Raw genomic sequence first — 13,017 nt, forward strand, 5'->3', positions numbered from 1 at the left:
TTATCGCTGCGCGCGAACGAACGCAGCGATCGCGTCGTTGAGCGCCGCGGGCGCATCGCGATGCGGCGAGTGTCCGCATGCGTCGAGCTTCACGAGTTGCGCGTGTGGCACGCGCGCGGCGATCGTGTCGATCTGCGCCATCGTGCCGTAGTCGTCGTCGTGGCCCTGGATCGCGAGCAGCGGTCGGCGGATCGGCGCGAGCGCCTCGACGATCGACCACTGCCTGAACTCGGGATCGAGCCAGATATCGTTCCAGCCGTAGAACGCGGAATCGACGTCCGCGTGATAGCGGGCGAGCTTCGCCCGCAGATCGGTGGTTTCGTAAAGCTGCTTCGTCTGCGCGATGCTTTGCACCGAGATGTCTTCGACGAATACGTGCGGTGCGATCACGACCGCGCCCGCGAGCGCATCGGGATACAGCGCCGCGTACAGCAGCGCGATCGAGCCGCCGTCGCTATGGCCGATCACCCACATCCGCTGGCGTTGCCGCAAGTCGATATCGAGCGCGTCGAGCAAGGCGGGGAGAATGTCGCGCGCCTGCGCGGTCATGAAATCGACCGGCCATTTCTCGTCAGGCGCACGCGGGGTCGAGAGTCCGTAACCGGGCCGCGAATAGACGAGCCCGCGCATGCCGAGCCGCTCGCACAACGTCTGCGGCCAGTCGCGCCACATCGCGATCGAGCCGAGACCTTCGTGCAGGAAGACCGCGATCGGCGCATCGTCCTGTTGAGCATTCGCCTGCTCGTTGACCCAGCAATACTCGATGTGCAGCGAGCCATGCGACGCAGTCGCCTGCAGTTCGGCGAAGCCTCCCGCGGCCCCCGCGGAGGAAGTGGCAGGAGCGGTACCTCGGTTCTGCATCAATGAAACACCTATGACAGTTCGCGCAGCTTGAAGCGTTGAATCTTGCCGGTGGCGGTTTTCGGAAGATCGTCGGTGAATACGATATCGCGCGGGTACTTGTGCGGCGCGAGCCGTTCCTTGACGAAGGCCTTCAGTTCATCTGCGAGCAGATCGGACGGCATGAAGTCGCGCTTGAGTACGACGAATGCGCGCGTTTTAACGAGTCCGCCATGATCGACGCCGACCACCGCCGCTTCGAGCACCGCCGGATGCGCGACGAGCACCATCTCGACCTCGATTGGCGACACATACTGGCCGCTTACTTTCAGCATGTCGTCGCTGCGGCCCGCGTAGACGTAACAGCCGTTCGTGAGACGCCGATACTTGTCGCCGCTTCTGATCCATTCGCCGAGAAACGTCGCGCGCGTTTTCTCGCGATTGCTCCAGTACATCAGCGCCGCGCTCGGCCCTTTGATGAACAGATCGCCGACTTCGCCATCGGGCACTGGCCGCCCAGCTTCGTCGCGCAACTCGACTTCGTAGCCCGGCACGGGGCGCCCGGTCGTGCCGTATTCGACTTCGCCCGGGCGATTCGACAGGAAGATGTGCAGCATTTCCGTCGAGCCGATGCCATCGAGAATCTCGGCACCGAAGTGCGCGGTGAAGCGTTCGCCGACATCGCGCGGCAACGCCTCGCCGGCCGACGCGCACACGCGGATCGCGACGTCGGCGCGTGCGGGCAGATTGGGCGACACCAGCATGTTCGCGTACAAGGTCGGCACGCCGCAGAACACGGTCGGGCGCTGCTTGACGAGGCGCGTGAAAATCGCGTCGGCGGTCGGGCGCACGGCCATCAGGATCGCGGTCGCGCCGACCGACAGCGGAAACGTCAGCGCGTTGCCGAGCCCATACGCAAAGAACAGCTTCGCCGCCGAAAAAACCACGTCGCTCTCGACGATGCCGAGCACCGGCTTCGCATACAGCTCGGCGGTCCAGTACAGATTCGCGTGCGTGTGGACGGTGCCTTTCGGCTTGCCGGTCGAGCCCGACGAATAGAGCCAGAAGGCGATGTCGTCCGCGTTGCTCGCACAGCCTTTAACGGCCGGTGTGGCGGTATCGACCAGCGTTTCGAAGTGGGGCGCCCCGAGCGGCTTTCCGGTGGAAGCGTCTGGCTGCGAGACGATCAGGTGGCAGCCGTCGTCGTCGATGCTGCTCAGCGCCTGCGTCACGTTGGATAGCAACGGTTCCGACACGATCACCGCGCGCGCATGGCTGTGCGTCAGCATGTACGTATAGTCGGCGGCGGTCAGCAAGGTGTTCGCGACGACCGGCACGATGCCCGCGTACAGCGCGCCGAGAAACGCGACCGGCAACGATACGGTGTCGAGCATCACGAGCAGCACGCGCTCCTCGGGATGCACGCCGAGCGCACGCAGTGCGCTGGCGCAGCGCCGAGCGCGCTGTTCGAGTTCGCCGTAAGTCGTCGCGCCGTGGTCATCGATATAAGCGACTTTGCTCGCGCGAGCTTCGTTCAATTGGAACAGATGCCTCGCGAAGTTGAACAGTGGGGGCGGCGGCGCAACCGGCTCGCGCGCGCTCGTTTCCAGCAGGGCTTCCATATGTCTCCTCCGTCCGTGGACGCGGTCCGGCTTTTGTGTGCGCGTGATCCGCTCGATGCTGGCCGCTCGCGGCTCAAGCGCGCGTGAATTCGATCGCCCCTTGCGGCAGCAGATACAGCACCAGCGCCTGGCCGTTCGCGACGGTCGGCCGATGCGCGGAGCCGGGGCCGTACACGCACCAGCCGGCCGGATGGCCGTCGAACGTCGCGCCTTCGGTGAGCGGCATGATCAGATCGATCTCGCCGTGCGGATGGACGTGGTGCGGACCGGCAATGTCCTGCATGTCGACGACGTCGACGGAAAAGCCGTGCGTGTCGGGCAACGCCTTGAAGATGCGGCCGTAGCGGATGCCGCCGGCCTCGCGGTTGCACAGCCAGCCTTCGGCGACGCCTGTGCGGCATGCGTTCGCGAGTTCGTGAAAGGTGGGACTGTCGGCGGGCCAGGTGTCGTTCAGCCAGTCGGCGAGCGCGGCGTCGAGCGGCCGCCCGGCGAGTTGCCCAGTGACGCCTGCGATCAGGCGCTGGAATTCCTGTGCGGACATGCGAGCCTCCAGAAGCGCGCTCACGCAGGCCGGTTGGCCGGCCCCCTGAACTTTGGTGCATGCGTGGTGCGGCGCCGTCTCCGTGACGCGGCCGGAATGCCAGGGCGGCGCGCGACTGTTTGTGATTGGATCAGCTTTTGGCGAAAATTAAACCGTTCATCTGGTGCGTGTCAAGCACTATAGTACATATATCGTAGTCACGAGCTCGGAAAACATGAACCAAAAGTACCCTCCCGCATCGTTGGACGCAACCGACGGCGACGCGGCCCGCGCCGAACGCACCGAGCGCGCGGGTGACCGCGCGGCCGAACGCGGCGGTGATCGCGAAGAACGCGACCCGTTCCTGACCGCGATGGGCGAGCGCGTGCGTTTGCTGCGCGCTCGCCGCGGCATGACACGCAAGACGCTGGCGGCCGAAACCGGTTTGTCGGAGCGGCATCTGGCGAATCTCGAATCCGGCGTCGGCAATGCGTCGGTGCTGGTGCTGCGGCAGCTCGCGGCCGCGCTGAACTGCCCGCTCGCCGAGGTGATCGGCGACGAAACCACTGCGTCGGCCGAATGGCTGCTGATTCGCGAACTGCTGCAGGGGCGCGACCAGGCCGCGCTGCAGCGCGCGCGCATCGCGCTCGCGGAGATGTTCGCGCAGGCGCCGCGTGACCCACATCGCAAGGACCGTATTGCGCTGATCGGTCTGCGCGGCGCGGGCAAGTCGACGCTCGGACGCATGCTCGCGCAGGAGCGCAAGGTGCCGTTCATCGAACTCACGCGCGTGATCGAACAGCTCGCGGGTTGTCCGCCGTCGGAGATTCATTCGCTATACGGCGCGAGCGCGTATCGACGCTACGAGCAGCGCGCGCTAGAGGCGGTGATCCACGAACATTCGCGCGCGGTGATCGCGTCCCCGGGCGGGCTCGTGTCGGAATCGGGCACGTTCAACGTGCTGCTGTCGCACTGCTTTACCGTGTGGTTGCAGGCGACGCCCGAAGAACATATGCGCCGCGTCGTCGCGCAAGGCGATCTGCGGCCGATGTCCGGCAACCGCGAGGCGATGGACGACCTGAAACGCATCCTTGCCGGGCGCGCGGAGCTGTACGGGCGGGCCGACATGACGTTCGACACCAGCGAAAAGACGCTCGCCGATGCGTACCTGCAGTTGCGCGACCGTCTCGCCGCGCGTCTCGCGGCGGAAGCGCCCGACGAAGCGCGCGTGAACTGACCGATCGGGAGCGCCAGGGTTTCCCCGTAAAAATGCACTAAAGTGCTTTACGCTGGTATGCTGATGCACTATTGTTCAACAAAACAGATTGCATCGTCCAGTCAGGAGACGCCCCATGTCCACAGCACCTACCGTCGTTGCCGAGGCCGCGCCGGTCGACTACCGCACCGAGCCGTCGCAGTACAAGCACTGGAAGCTGAGCTTCAACGGCCCGGTTGCGACGCTCGGCATCGACATCGCCGAGGACGGCGGCATTCGCGGCGGCTACAAGCTGAAGCTCAATTCGTACGACCTCGGCGTCGACATCGAGCTGCATGATGCGATCCAGCGGATTCGCTTCGAGCATCCGGAAGTCCGCACGGTGGTGGTGACGAGTCTGAAGGACCGGGTGTTCTGCTCGGGCGCGAATATCTTCATGCTGGGACTGTCGTCGCACGCTTGGAAGGTCAACTTCTGCAAGTTCACGAACGAAACGCGCAACGGGCTCGAAGATTCGTCGCGCCATTCGGGGCTGAAGTTTCTCGCCGCGGTGAACGGCGCGTGCGCGGGCGGCGGTTATGAACTCGCGCTCGCCTGCGACGAAATCTATCTGATCGACGATCGTTCCTCTTCGGTGTCACTGCCGGAAGTGCCGCTGCTCGGCGTGCTGCCCGGCACCGGCGGCCTCACGCGCGTGACCGATAAACGCAAGGTGCGCCACGATCGCGCGGATATTTTCTGCACGGTGGTCGAGGGTGTGCGTGGCGAGCGTGCGAAGGCATGGCGTCTCGTCGACGAAGTCGTGAAGCCGAACCAGTTCGAGCAGGCGATTCAGGCGCGCGCGCTCGAACTCGGCGCGCACAGCGATCGTCCGGCCGATGCCAAGGGCGTCGCGCTCACGCGCATAGAACGCACGGATCGCGAAGACGGCCTCGGCTATCAAACCGTGGACGTGACCATCGATCGCGCGAAACGTGTGGCGACCTTCACCGCGCGCGCGCCGCGCACCGAGCAACCGACCGACCTGGCCGCGATCGTCGCGGCCGGCGCCAACTGGTGGCCGCTGCAATTCGCCCGTGAACTCGACGACGCGATCCTGTCGATGCGCACCAACGCGCTCGACATCGGCACCTGGGTGTTCAAGACCGAAGGCGACGCCCGCCACCTGCTCGCCGTCGATGCGACGCTGCTGCGGCACAAGGATCACTGGTTCGTGCGCGAAACGATCGGCATGCTGCGCCGCACGTTCGCGCGCCTCGACGTGTCGTCGCGTTCCATCTTCACGCTGATCGAGCCGGGTTCGTGCTTCGCCGGCACGTTCGCCGAACTCGCGTTCGCTGCCGATCGCACCTACATGGCGGCGCTGCCCGACAACGAGGACGAGGAGCCGTCGATCACGCTGTCGGAAGTCAACTTCGGTCTGTATCCGATGGTCACGCATCAATCGCGGCTCGCGCGGCGCTTCTACGAGGAAGCCGGGCCCCTCGACGCGGTGCGCGCGCTGATCGGCCAGCCGGTCAAGGCGCTCGACGCCGAGCGCCTCGGTCTCGTCACCGCGTCGCCGGACGATATCGATTGGGCCGACGAAATCCGCATCGCGCTCGAAGAGCGCGCGGCGATGTCGCCCGATGCATTGACCGGCCTCGAAGCGAATCTGCGCTTCAATGGGCCGGAGACGATGGAGACGCGCATCTTCGGCCGTCTCACCGCCTGGCAGAACTGGATCTTCAACCGGCCGAACGCAGTGGGCGACAAGGGTGCGCTCAAGGTGTACGGCAAGGGCAGCAAGGCGCAATTCGATGTGTCGCGCGTGTAATCGGCATCGCGCTCACACCGACTAAACGACGCCGCCTGCCGATACGCGCCTTTCGCACTGCAGCTTCCGAACAGGGAATTGACCCAGGGAACCGACCATGTCCTCGATCAACTACAGCGAAAAGATTCCGAACAACGTCAACCTCGCCGACGACCGCGCGCTGCAACGCGCGCTCGAACAGTGGCAGCCGAACTTTCTGTCGTGGTGGTGCGATATGGGCCCGGAAGGCTCGCACAGCTACGACGTGTATCTGCGCACCGCGGTCAGCGTGGACGCGGGCGGCTGGGCGCACTTCGACTACGTGAAGATGCCGGAGTACCGCTGGGGCATTTTCCTCACGCCGGGCGAACAGGATCGCAAGATCCACTTCGGCGAGCACAAGGGCGAGGCCGCGTGGCAGGACGTGCCCGGCGAGCATCGCGCGAACCTGCGCCGCATCATCGTCACGCAGGGTGATACGGAGCCGGCTTCGGTCGAGCAGCAGCGTCACCTCGGCTTGACCGCGCCGTCGCTGTACGATCTGCGCAACCTGTTCCAGGTCAACGTCGAGGAAGGCCGTCATCTGTGGGCGATGGTGTATCTGCTGCATCGCTACTTCGGCCGCGACGGTCGCGAGGAAGCCGAAGCCTTGCTTGGCCGCCGCTCGGGCGACGAAGACAATCCGCGCATTCTCGGCGCGTTCAACGAGAAAACGCCGGACTGGCTCGCGTTCTACATGTTCACGTACTTCACCGACCGCGACGGCAAGTTCCAGCTGTCGGCGCTCGCGGAGTCGGGCTTCGATCCGCTCGCGCGCACCACGAAGTTCATGCTGACCGAGGAAGCGCATCATATGTTCGTCGGCGAATCGGGCGTGTCGCGCGTGATCCAGCGCACCGCGCAGGTGATGAACGAACTCGGCACCGACGACGTCGCCAGGATCCGCGCGGCCGGCGTGATCGATCTGCCGACCATCCAGCGCTATCTGAACTTCCATTACTCGGTCACGATCGACCTGTTCGGCGCCGATCATTCGTCGAACGCGGCGACGTTCTATAGCTCCGGCCTGAAGGGGCGCTACGAGGAAGGCAAGCGCGACGACGATCATCGCCTGAACGAGCATAGCTACAAGCTGCTCGACGTGCAGGACGGCAAGCTCGTCGAGCGCGAAGTGCCGATGCTCAACGCGATGAACGAAGTGCTGCGCGACGATTACATCAAGGACTCGGTCGCGGGCGTTGGCCGCTGGAACAAGGTGCTCGAGAAGGCCGGCATCGACTTTCGCATGACGGTGCCGCACAAGGCGTTCAACCGGCAGATCGGCACGTTCGCGGGCACTCGGGTGTCGCCCGAGGGGCGCGTCATCAGCGAAGCCGAATGGGCCGCCAACGAAGCGAAGTGGCTCGCCACGCCGGAAGACCGCGCGTTCGTCGCTTCGCTGATGGGGCGCGTTGCCGAACCGGGCAAGTTCGCGAACTGGATCGCGCCGCCTGCGATGGGCGTGAACCGTCAGCCGGTCGATTTCGAATACGTGCGCTTCAACTGAAGCAAGCGAAGCACGAATGGCACGCCACGCGCGCGCCGTATTGCCAGGTGGAGGAAGTCATGAACGGCCCAGTATCGGTCGAAGTGCTGCGGCAACATCTGATCGATCCGGAGATCTGCATTCGCTGCAACACCTGCGAAGAGACCTGTCCGATCGATGCGATCACGCACGACGACAACAACTACGTCGTGAAGGCGGACGTCTGCAACGGCTGCATGGCCTGCGTGCCGCCTTGCCCGACCGGTGCGATCGACAACTGGCGCACGGTGCTGAAGGCCGACGCGTATTCGATCGACGAGCAGTTCACATGGGACGTGCTGCCGGAGCAGAACACGATGGCGGTGCCGGCTGAAGAAACGGCGGCCGCGTCCGCCGCGGGCGACAGTTCCGACGAAGCGGACGGCCTCGAAGTCGATACCGTGCGCGGCGCGGTCGTGCCGCCGTGGTCGGCCGCGAAGCCGTACGTGAATCTGTACACGCACAAGGCGCCGACCACCGCGACGGTGGTCGGCAACTACCGGCTCACCGACAGCGCGACGTCGAGCGACATCCATCACATCGTGCTCGACTTCGGCTCGATGCCGTTTCCGGTGCTCGAAGGCCAGTCGATCGGCATTCTGCCGCCGGGCACCGCCGCCGACGGCCGCGTGCACCACGCGCGCCAGTACTCGATCGCGAGTCCGCGCGACGGCGAGCGGCCCGGCTATAACAACGTGTCGCTGACGGTGAAGCGCGTGTCGCAGCAGCACGGCGACGCGATCGACGGCGTCTGCTCGAACTATCTGTGCGATCTGAAGAAGGGCGACGCGGTCAACGTGATCGGTCCGTTCGGCAGCACCTTCCTGATGCCGAATCATCCGAACTCGCATCTGCTGATGATCTGCACGGGCACCGGTTCCGCACCGATGCGCGCAATGACCGAGTACCGTCGGCGCAAGCGCCTCAAAGGCGCGACCGGCAAGCTGATGCTGTTCTTCGGCGCGCGCACCAAGGAGGAACTGCCGTACTTTGGACCGCTGACGAATCTGCCAAAGGACTTCATCGACACCACGCTCGCGTTTTCGCGCACGCCGGGACAGCCGAAGCGCTATGTGCAAGACGCGATGCGCGAACGTTCGGCCGACGTCGCGAACCTGCTGAAGGACGACAACACCTATATCTACGTGTGCGGCCTCAAAGGCATGGAGGACGGCGTGCTGCAGGCGCTCAAGGACATCGGCGAGCAGCATCGGCTCGATTGGCAAGCGTTGTGGGCGAAGCTGAAGCGGGAAGGGCGGCTGCATCTGGAGACGTACTGACGTACTGACGGACTGATCGCGCGCGCGACGCTTTGAAAATCGCGGACGGTTTGCTACAGTCGGCCCACGCAGCCGGCCGCCACCTGCGCAGCCACTCAGACGGAGCCGTCCGATGAAGCCGATTCGTTCACTCGCGATGCTCGCGCTATTGCAGGCCGTGCTGGCGCATCCGGCGAGCGCCGACGACCTCGCGCAGATCAAGGCAGCGGGCGTGTTCCGGATTGGCACCGAAGGCACGTACGCACCGTTCACTTATCACGACGACACGGGCAAGCTGACCGGCTTCGACGTCGAACTCGCCCGCGCGATCGCGCAGCGTCTCGGGGTCAAGCCGCTATTCATCGAAGCCAGATGGGATGGGTTGATCGCCGGTCTCGACGTCAACCGCTACGACGCGGTGATCAACGAGGTCGCGATCACCGACGAGCGCAAGCTCAAATACGATTACTCGGACCCGTACATCACGTCGCACGCGGTGCTGATCGTCGCATCGGACAATACGACGATCAAATCTTTCGATGACCTGAACGGCCGCAAGTCGGCCAATACGCTGAGCAGCAACGTCGGCAGGATCGCGGCAGCGCACGGCGCGCAGGTGATTCCGGCGCAGGGCTTCGACGAATCGATCGATCTGCTCGTCACGGGCCGCGTCGATGCGACCGTCAACGATTCATTATCGTTTCTCGACTATAAGAAGCGCGTGCCCGACGCAAGAATCAAGGTCGTCGCGGTCGATACGTCGCCCGATAGCAGCGACAAGTCGGCGGTACTGATCCGCAAGGGCAATCCGAAGCTGCGCGTCGCGATCGACGACGCGCTCGCCCGCATGAGAAAAGACGGTACCTATCAGCGGATTTCGCTGAAGTACTTCGGCCGCGACGTGTTTCATTGAATCTCGGCCTGCGGTGACGCGGACAAATTCACGAAAAAAAAGGGGTGTCGTCGAGACACCCCTTCTTCATTGCCATCAGCCCGTTGAACATGTGGCGGGACGCGCGTTCAACGCGGCAGACTCAGGACTCACACCGTCGCGTCGCTCAGCGCGGCGTCGAAGAAACGCTCCTGTGCATCCGCGTTCACGCGTGCATACGCGCGGTTCACGCCGCTGATCACCGCGCGAATCGACGCGGTGATCAGGTTCGCATCGACACCGACGCCGAACGCGCTGCCGGCCACATCGGCGCCCGCCATTTCGGCGATCGCGATCGCGCGCGCATCGGCGCCCTGCGTGAGCGCGCGTTCCTCGTAGTGCTGGATGCGCACGGGCACGTCGAACGCGTGCATCAGCGCGTCGAGCGGGCCGTTGCCTGCGCCCGTCAGCACGCGCGGCGTGCCGTCGATTTCGACGTTGAGCTTGATGTGCTCGCGGCCGTCATGCTCGGACAGGCTGTGGCCGATGTAGCGGACCGGCTCGGCCGTGCGCACGTATTCCTGCTGGAACAGTTCCCAGATCTGCGCGGGCGTGACTTCCTGGCCGCTGGTGTCGGTGAAGCGCTGCACGGCCGAGCTGAAGTCCACCTGCAGGCGGCGCGGCAACACAACGCCGTAGCTCTGCTCGAGCAGATATGCGATGCCGCCCTTGCCCGACTGGCTGTTCACGCGAATCACGGAGTCGTAGGTGCGGCCGAGGTCGCTCGGATCGATCGGCATGTACGGCACTTCCCAGATCGCGTCCGGCTTCTGCGCGGCGAAGCCCTTCTTGATCGCGTCCTGGTGCGAGCCCGAGAACGCGGTGAAGACGAGATCGCCGACATACGGGTGACGCGGATGGATCGGCAACTGCGTGCATTCCTCGGCCGTGCGCGCGACTTCGTTGATGTTCGAGAAATCGAGCTCGGGATCGACGCCTTGCGTGTACAAATTCAACGCGAGCGTGACGAGATCGACGTTGCCGGTGCGCTCGCCGTTGCCGAACAGGCAGCCTTCGACGCGATCCGCGCCCGCCATCACGGCGAGCTCCGCGGCGGCGACGGCCGTACCACGGTCGTTATGCGGATGGACGGAGACGATCAGCGAATCGCGGCGTGCGAGATTGCGGTGCATCCATTCGATCTGGTCCGCGTAGACGTTCGGCGTGGCCATTTCGACGGTGGCCGGCAGATTGACGATCGCCTTATGCTCGGGCGTCGGTTGCCAGATGTCGAACACCGCGTCGCAAACTTCCTTCGCGAATTCGAGTTCGGTGCCGCTGAACACTTCCGGGCTGTATTGCAGCGTGAAGTGCGTTTCCGGCTGCGTGTCGGCGAGGCGCTTCACCGTGCGCGCGGCCTTCTGCGCGAGTTCGATCACGCCGCTCTTTTCGAGGCCGAACACAATCTTGCGGAAGTCCGGCGCAGTCGCGTTGTACAGGTGGACGATCGCGCGCGGGGCGCCGCGCAACGATTCGAACGTACGCTCGATCAGATCGTCGCGCGCCTGCGTGAGCACTTCGATCGTCACGTCGTCGGGAATATGGCTACCCTCGATCAGCTCGCGCACGAAGTCGAAATCGGTCTGCGAGGCTGACGGAAACCCGACTTCGATTTCCTTGAAGCCGATCTGCACCAGCGTCTTGAACATGCGCATCTTGCGCTCGGCGTTCATCGGCTCGAACAGCGCCTGGTTGCCGTCACGCAGGTCGGTGCTCATCCAGATCGGCGCGCGCGTGATGGTGCGCGACGGCCACTGGCGATCCGTCAAATTGATCGGCTTGAACGAACGGTACTTGGTAGCGGGGTTTTTCAACATTTTCATCATCCGAGGGAGAGACCGTGGAACGGGTGTCGACCGGACGACGAAAACGCGATACTGGGCCGCCGGTCGGAAACCGGGGCTGGGTCAGTTACTGGGGATTCAAGCGATGCTTCGGTGTATCAGAGAGAAGCGGACGCGCGCAGCAGCAGACCTAGCCCGGTAGAGCGGGCTAGTAGTAGCGATAGGGTGGTCTGGGCGCGGTACATAGTGCGCAATGGGAACATATTATTGAGATTGCGTCAAGGGCACGCAGTGTGCTCGTGCCGCGTTCGATTCACGGGTGAGCTCACGAGGCATCGTCAATTCACTGAGCAGGAGGCGAACATGAAACGAGTAGCGTGGATATCCGCTGTCGCAAGGATCGGCGCGTGCGCGGCGTTGGCGTGCGGGTTCGTCGGGCAGGCCGGCGCGCAGGGGCTCAGCGCGCAGAACGACATGCACGCGCCGCAGAACAGCACGCGCCTGATGCCACATGCGGCGCTCGGCAGCGAGTATCCGACGCACGGCAACCAGCAGGCGGGCGAGTTGAATCTGAATCCGACCGATCCTCGCGCGCAACTGGTCAACGGCTTGCCGAACAACCCGAGCGCGGGCGGCTATGGCGCGCCGCTGGCCGGCGTGCGTACTTACGTGCAACCGCTGCGGCCGGCAAATTGACTTCGTCGACGCCTGGACAGTGTTTCGACCGAGCCCCGCGTTGCTCACCCGCCGGACAAAAGCCGCAGCGTATCGCTGTTCAACAACACCGATACGCCTATCGCGAACAGGATCAGCGGCAGCACCGCCGAGCCGTACCGCCGGATCGGCCCGCCGAGCAACGGATGATCGACGAGCCATGCCGCGCCCGCGCACCACAGCCCGATCATCACGATGAACACGAGCGAAACCAGCGCGTTCTCGGCGGGTGTATGACTGGCGTACAGCGGCACGTAGACGGCGAGGTTGTCCGAGCCGTTGGCGATGGCGACGCTCGCGACGGTCCAGCTCGATGAGCCGCGAATGGATGGCGGAGCGCTTGTACGGCCGTCCTCGCTATCCCTATTCAGTGCGTGGCCAGAACCGAAGCGCTGCCACGCCTTGTGTAGTCCCACGACGATCGGCAGCAAGCCGAGCAGGCCGACATACCCGGCCGGCAGGCGCGTGAGCAAGGCCGCGAGCACGAGCGCCGCGGCGACGAGGATCAATGATCCCGCGTACTGTCCCGCGACCACGCGACGCCGTTTTGCGCCCGCTTCGGCCAGAAAGCCGAGCAGGACGAACAGGTTGTCGATATTGGTCGCGGCATAGGCGACGATTGCGAGCAGGACGAGGCTGAGCATGAAGAAGCCGGAGTCGTTACCGGAGGGAGTCGCTTGGAATTCGCCGCGCCATGTGGGCAACCGGGCGGCCGGCCAACACGATGCCGATGCGCCGCGTCAAGGTCAAGCGGCTACAATGGCCGGGACCT

Annotated in this window: 11 protein-coding genes; 6 read left to right on the forward strand and 5 right to left on the reverse strand. The window is 64.6% G+C overall.

The features are described 5' to 3' along the window. The 3 genes from AB3X94_RS01330 to AB3X94_RS01340 form a co-directional block, all read right to left on the reverse strand. Positions 1-861, reverse strand: coding sequence for an alpha/beta fold hydrolase (locus AB3X94_RS01330; RefSeq protein ID WP_176108097.1), 861 nt, complete (start codon positions 859-861; stop codon positions 1-3). Positions 862-872: 11 nt separating this feature from the next. Continuing rightward, a complete protein-coding gene (locus AB3X94_RS01335) occupies positions 873-2,462 on the reverse strand; it encodes a benzoate-CoA ligase family protein (protein ID WP_368610626.1) in 1,590 nt (529 codons plus the stop codon). Positions 2,463-2,535: 73 nt separating this feature from the next. Then, positions 2,536-3,003 (reverse strand): DUF4863 family protein, encoded by a 468-nt coding sequence (locus tag AB3X94_RS01340; protein WP_176108099.1) that lies wholly within the window; start codon positions 3,001-3,003, stop codon positions 2,536-2,538. 214 nt (positions 3,004-3,217) lie between these two features. Between AB3X94_RS01340 and AB3X94_RS01345 the strand changes: the two genes are divergently transcribed. From AB3X94_RS01345 to AB3X94_RS01365, 5 genes are all read left to right on the forward strand, one after another. Further along, positions 3,218-4,219, forward strand: coding sequence for a helix-turn-helix transcriptional regulator (locus AB3X94_RS01345; protein WP_368610627.1), 1,002 nt, complete (start codon positions 3,218-3,220; stop codon positions 4,217-4,219). A 115-nt stretch (positions 4,220-4,334) separates the two neighbouring features. Next, complete coding sequence (boxC, locus tag AB3X94_RS01350; protein ID WP_368610628.1) at positions 4,335-6,014, forward strand: 2,3-epoxybenzoyl-CoA dihydrolase; 1,680 nt, start codon at positions 4,335-4,337, stop codon at positions 6,012-6,014. Between the two features lie 97 nt (positions 6,015-6,111). Continuing rightward, on the forward strand, positions 6,112-7,539 hold the full coding sequence (gene boxB / locus AB3X94_RS01355) for a benzoyl-CoA 2,3-epoxidase subunit BoxB (RefSeq protein ID WP_368610629.1): 1,428 nt from the start codon (positions 6,112-6,114) through the stop codon (positions 7,537-7,539). A 59-nt stretch (positions 7,540-7,598) separates the two neighbouring features. Then, entirely contained in the window at positions 7,599-8,837 is a 1,239-nt protein-coding gene (gene boxA, locus AB3X94_RS01360) for a benzoyl-CoA 2,3-epoxidase subunit BoxA (protein ID WP_368610630.1), read from the forward strand. A 112-nt stretch (positions 8,838-8,949) separates the two neighbouring features. After that, positions 8,950-9,729, forward strand: coding sequence for an amino acid ABC transporter substrate-binding protein (locus AB3X94_RS01365; RefSeq protein WP_368610631.1), 780 nt, complete (start codon positions 8,950-8,952; stop codon positions 9,727-9,729). Positions 9,730-9,857: 128 nt separating this feature from the next. Here AB3X94_RS01365 and leuA read toward each other — a convergent pair whose 3' ends face one another. Continuing rightward, on the reverse strand, positions 9,858-11,564 hold the full coding sequence (leuA, locus tag AB3X94_RS01370; protein ID WP_368610632.1) for a 2-isopropylmalate synthase: 1,707 nt from the start codon (positions 11,562-11,564) through the stop codon (positions 9,858-9,860). Between the two features lie 330 nt (positions 11,565-11,894). Here leuA and AB3X94_RS01375 point away from each other — a divergent pair, with 330 nt between their 5' ends. Then, positions 11,895-12,227, forward strand: coding sequence for a hypothetical protein (locus tag AB3X94_RS01375; protein WP_368610633.1), 333 nt, complete (start codon positions 11,895-11,897; stop codon positions 12,225-12,227). Positions 12,228-12,271: 44 nt separating this feature from the next. Here AB3X94_RS01375 and AB3X94_RS01380 read toward each other — a convergent pair whose 3' ends face one another. Beyond that, positions 12,272-12,889, reverse strand: a complete 618-nt coding sequence (locus tag AB3X94_RS01380) for a cadmium resistance transporter (protein ID WP_368610634.1) — start codon at positions 12,887-12,889, stop codon at positions 12,272-12,274. Between the last annotated feature and the right edge of the window lie 128 nt (positions 12,890-13,017).

The sequence above is a fragment of the Paraburkholderia sp. BR10923 genome (genome assembly GCF_040948765.1).
In the GTDB taxonomy this organism is placed as follows: Bacteria; Pseudomonadota; Gammaproteobacteria; order Burkholderiales; family Burkholderiaceae; genus Paraburkholderia; species Paraburkholderia youngii.

What these genes read in the sequence shown, in the direction of transcription:
- AB3X94_RS01330 (WP_176108097.1), bottom strand. Translation starts at nt 861, where the DNA reads ATGCAGAACCGAGGTACCGCTCCTGCCACTTCCTCCGCGGGGGCCGCG.
- AB3X94_RS01335 (WP_368610626.1), bottom strand. Translation starts at nt 2,462, where the DNA reads ATGGAAGCCCTGCTGGAAACGAGCGCGCGCGAGCCGGTTGCGCCGCCG.
- AB3X94_RS01340 (WP_176108099.1), bottom strand. Translation starts at nt 3,003, where the DNA reads ATGTCCGCACAGGAATTCCAGCGCCTGATCGCAGGCGTCACTGGGCAA.
- AB3X94_RS01345 (WP_368610627.1), top strand. Translation starts at nt 3,218, where the DNA reads ATGAACCAAAAGTACCCTCCCGCATCGTTGGACGCAACCGACGGCGAC.
- boxC (WP_368610628.1), top strand. Translation starts at nt 4,335, where the DNA reads ATGTCCACAGCACCTACCGTCGTTGCCGAGGCCGCGCCGGTCGACTAC.
- boxB (WP_368610629.1), top strand. Translation starts at nt 6,112, where the DNA reads ATGTCCTCGATCAACTACAGCGAAAAGATTCCGAACAACGTCAACCTC.
- boxA (WP_368610630.1), top strand. Translation starts at nt 7,599, where the DNA reads ATGAACGGCCCAGTATCGGTCGAAGTGCTGCGGCAACATCTGATCGAT.
- AB3X94_RS01365 (WP_368610631.1), top strand. Translation starts at nt 8,950, where the DNA reads ATGAAGCCGATTCGTTCACTCGCGATGCTCGCGCTATTGCAGGCCGTG.
- leuA (WP_368610632.1), bottom strand. Translation starts at nt 11,564, where the DNA reads ATGTTGAAAAACCCCGCTACCAAGTACCGTTCGTTCAAGCCGATCAAT.
- AB3X94_RS01375 (WP_368610633.1), top strand. Translation starts at nt 11,895, where the DNA reads ATGAAACGAGTAGCGTGGATATCCGCTGTCGCAAGGATCGGCGCGTGC.
- AB3X94_RS01380 (WP_368610634.1), bottom strand. Translation starts at nt 12,889, where the DNA reads ATGCTCAGCCTCGTCCTGCTCGCAATCGTCGCCTATGCCGCGACCAAT.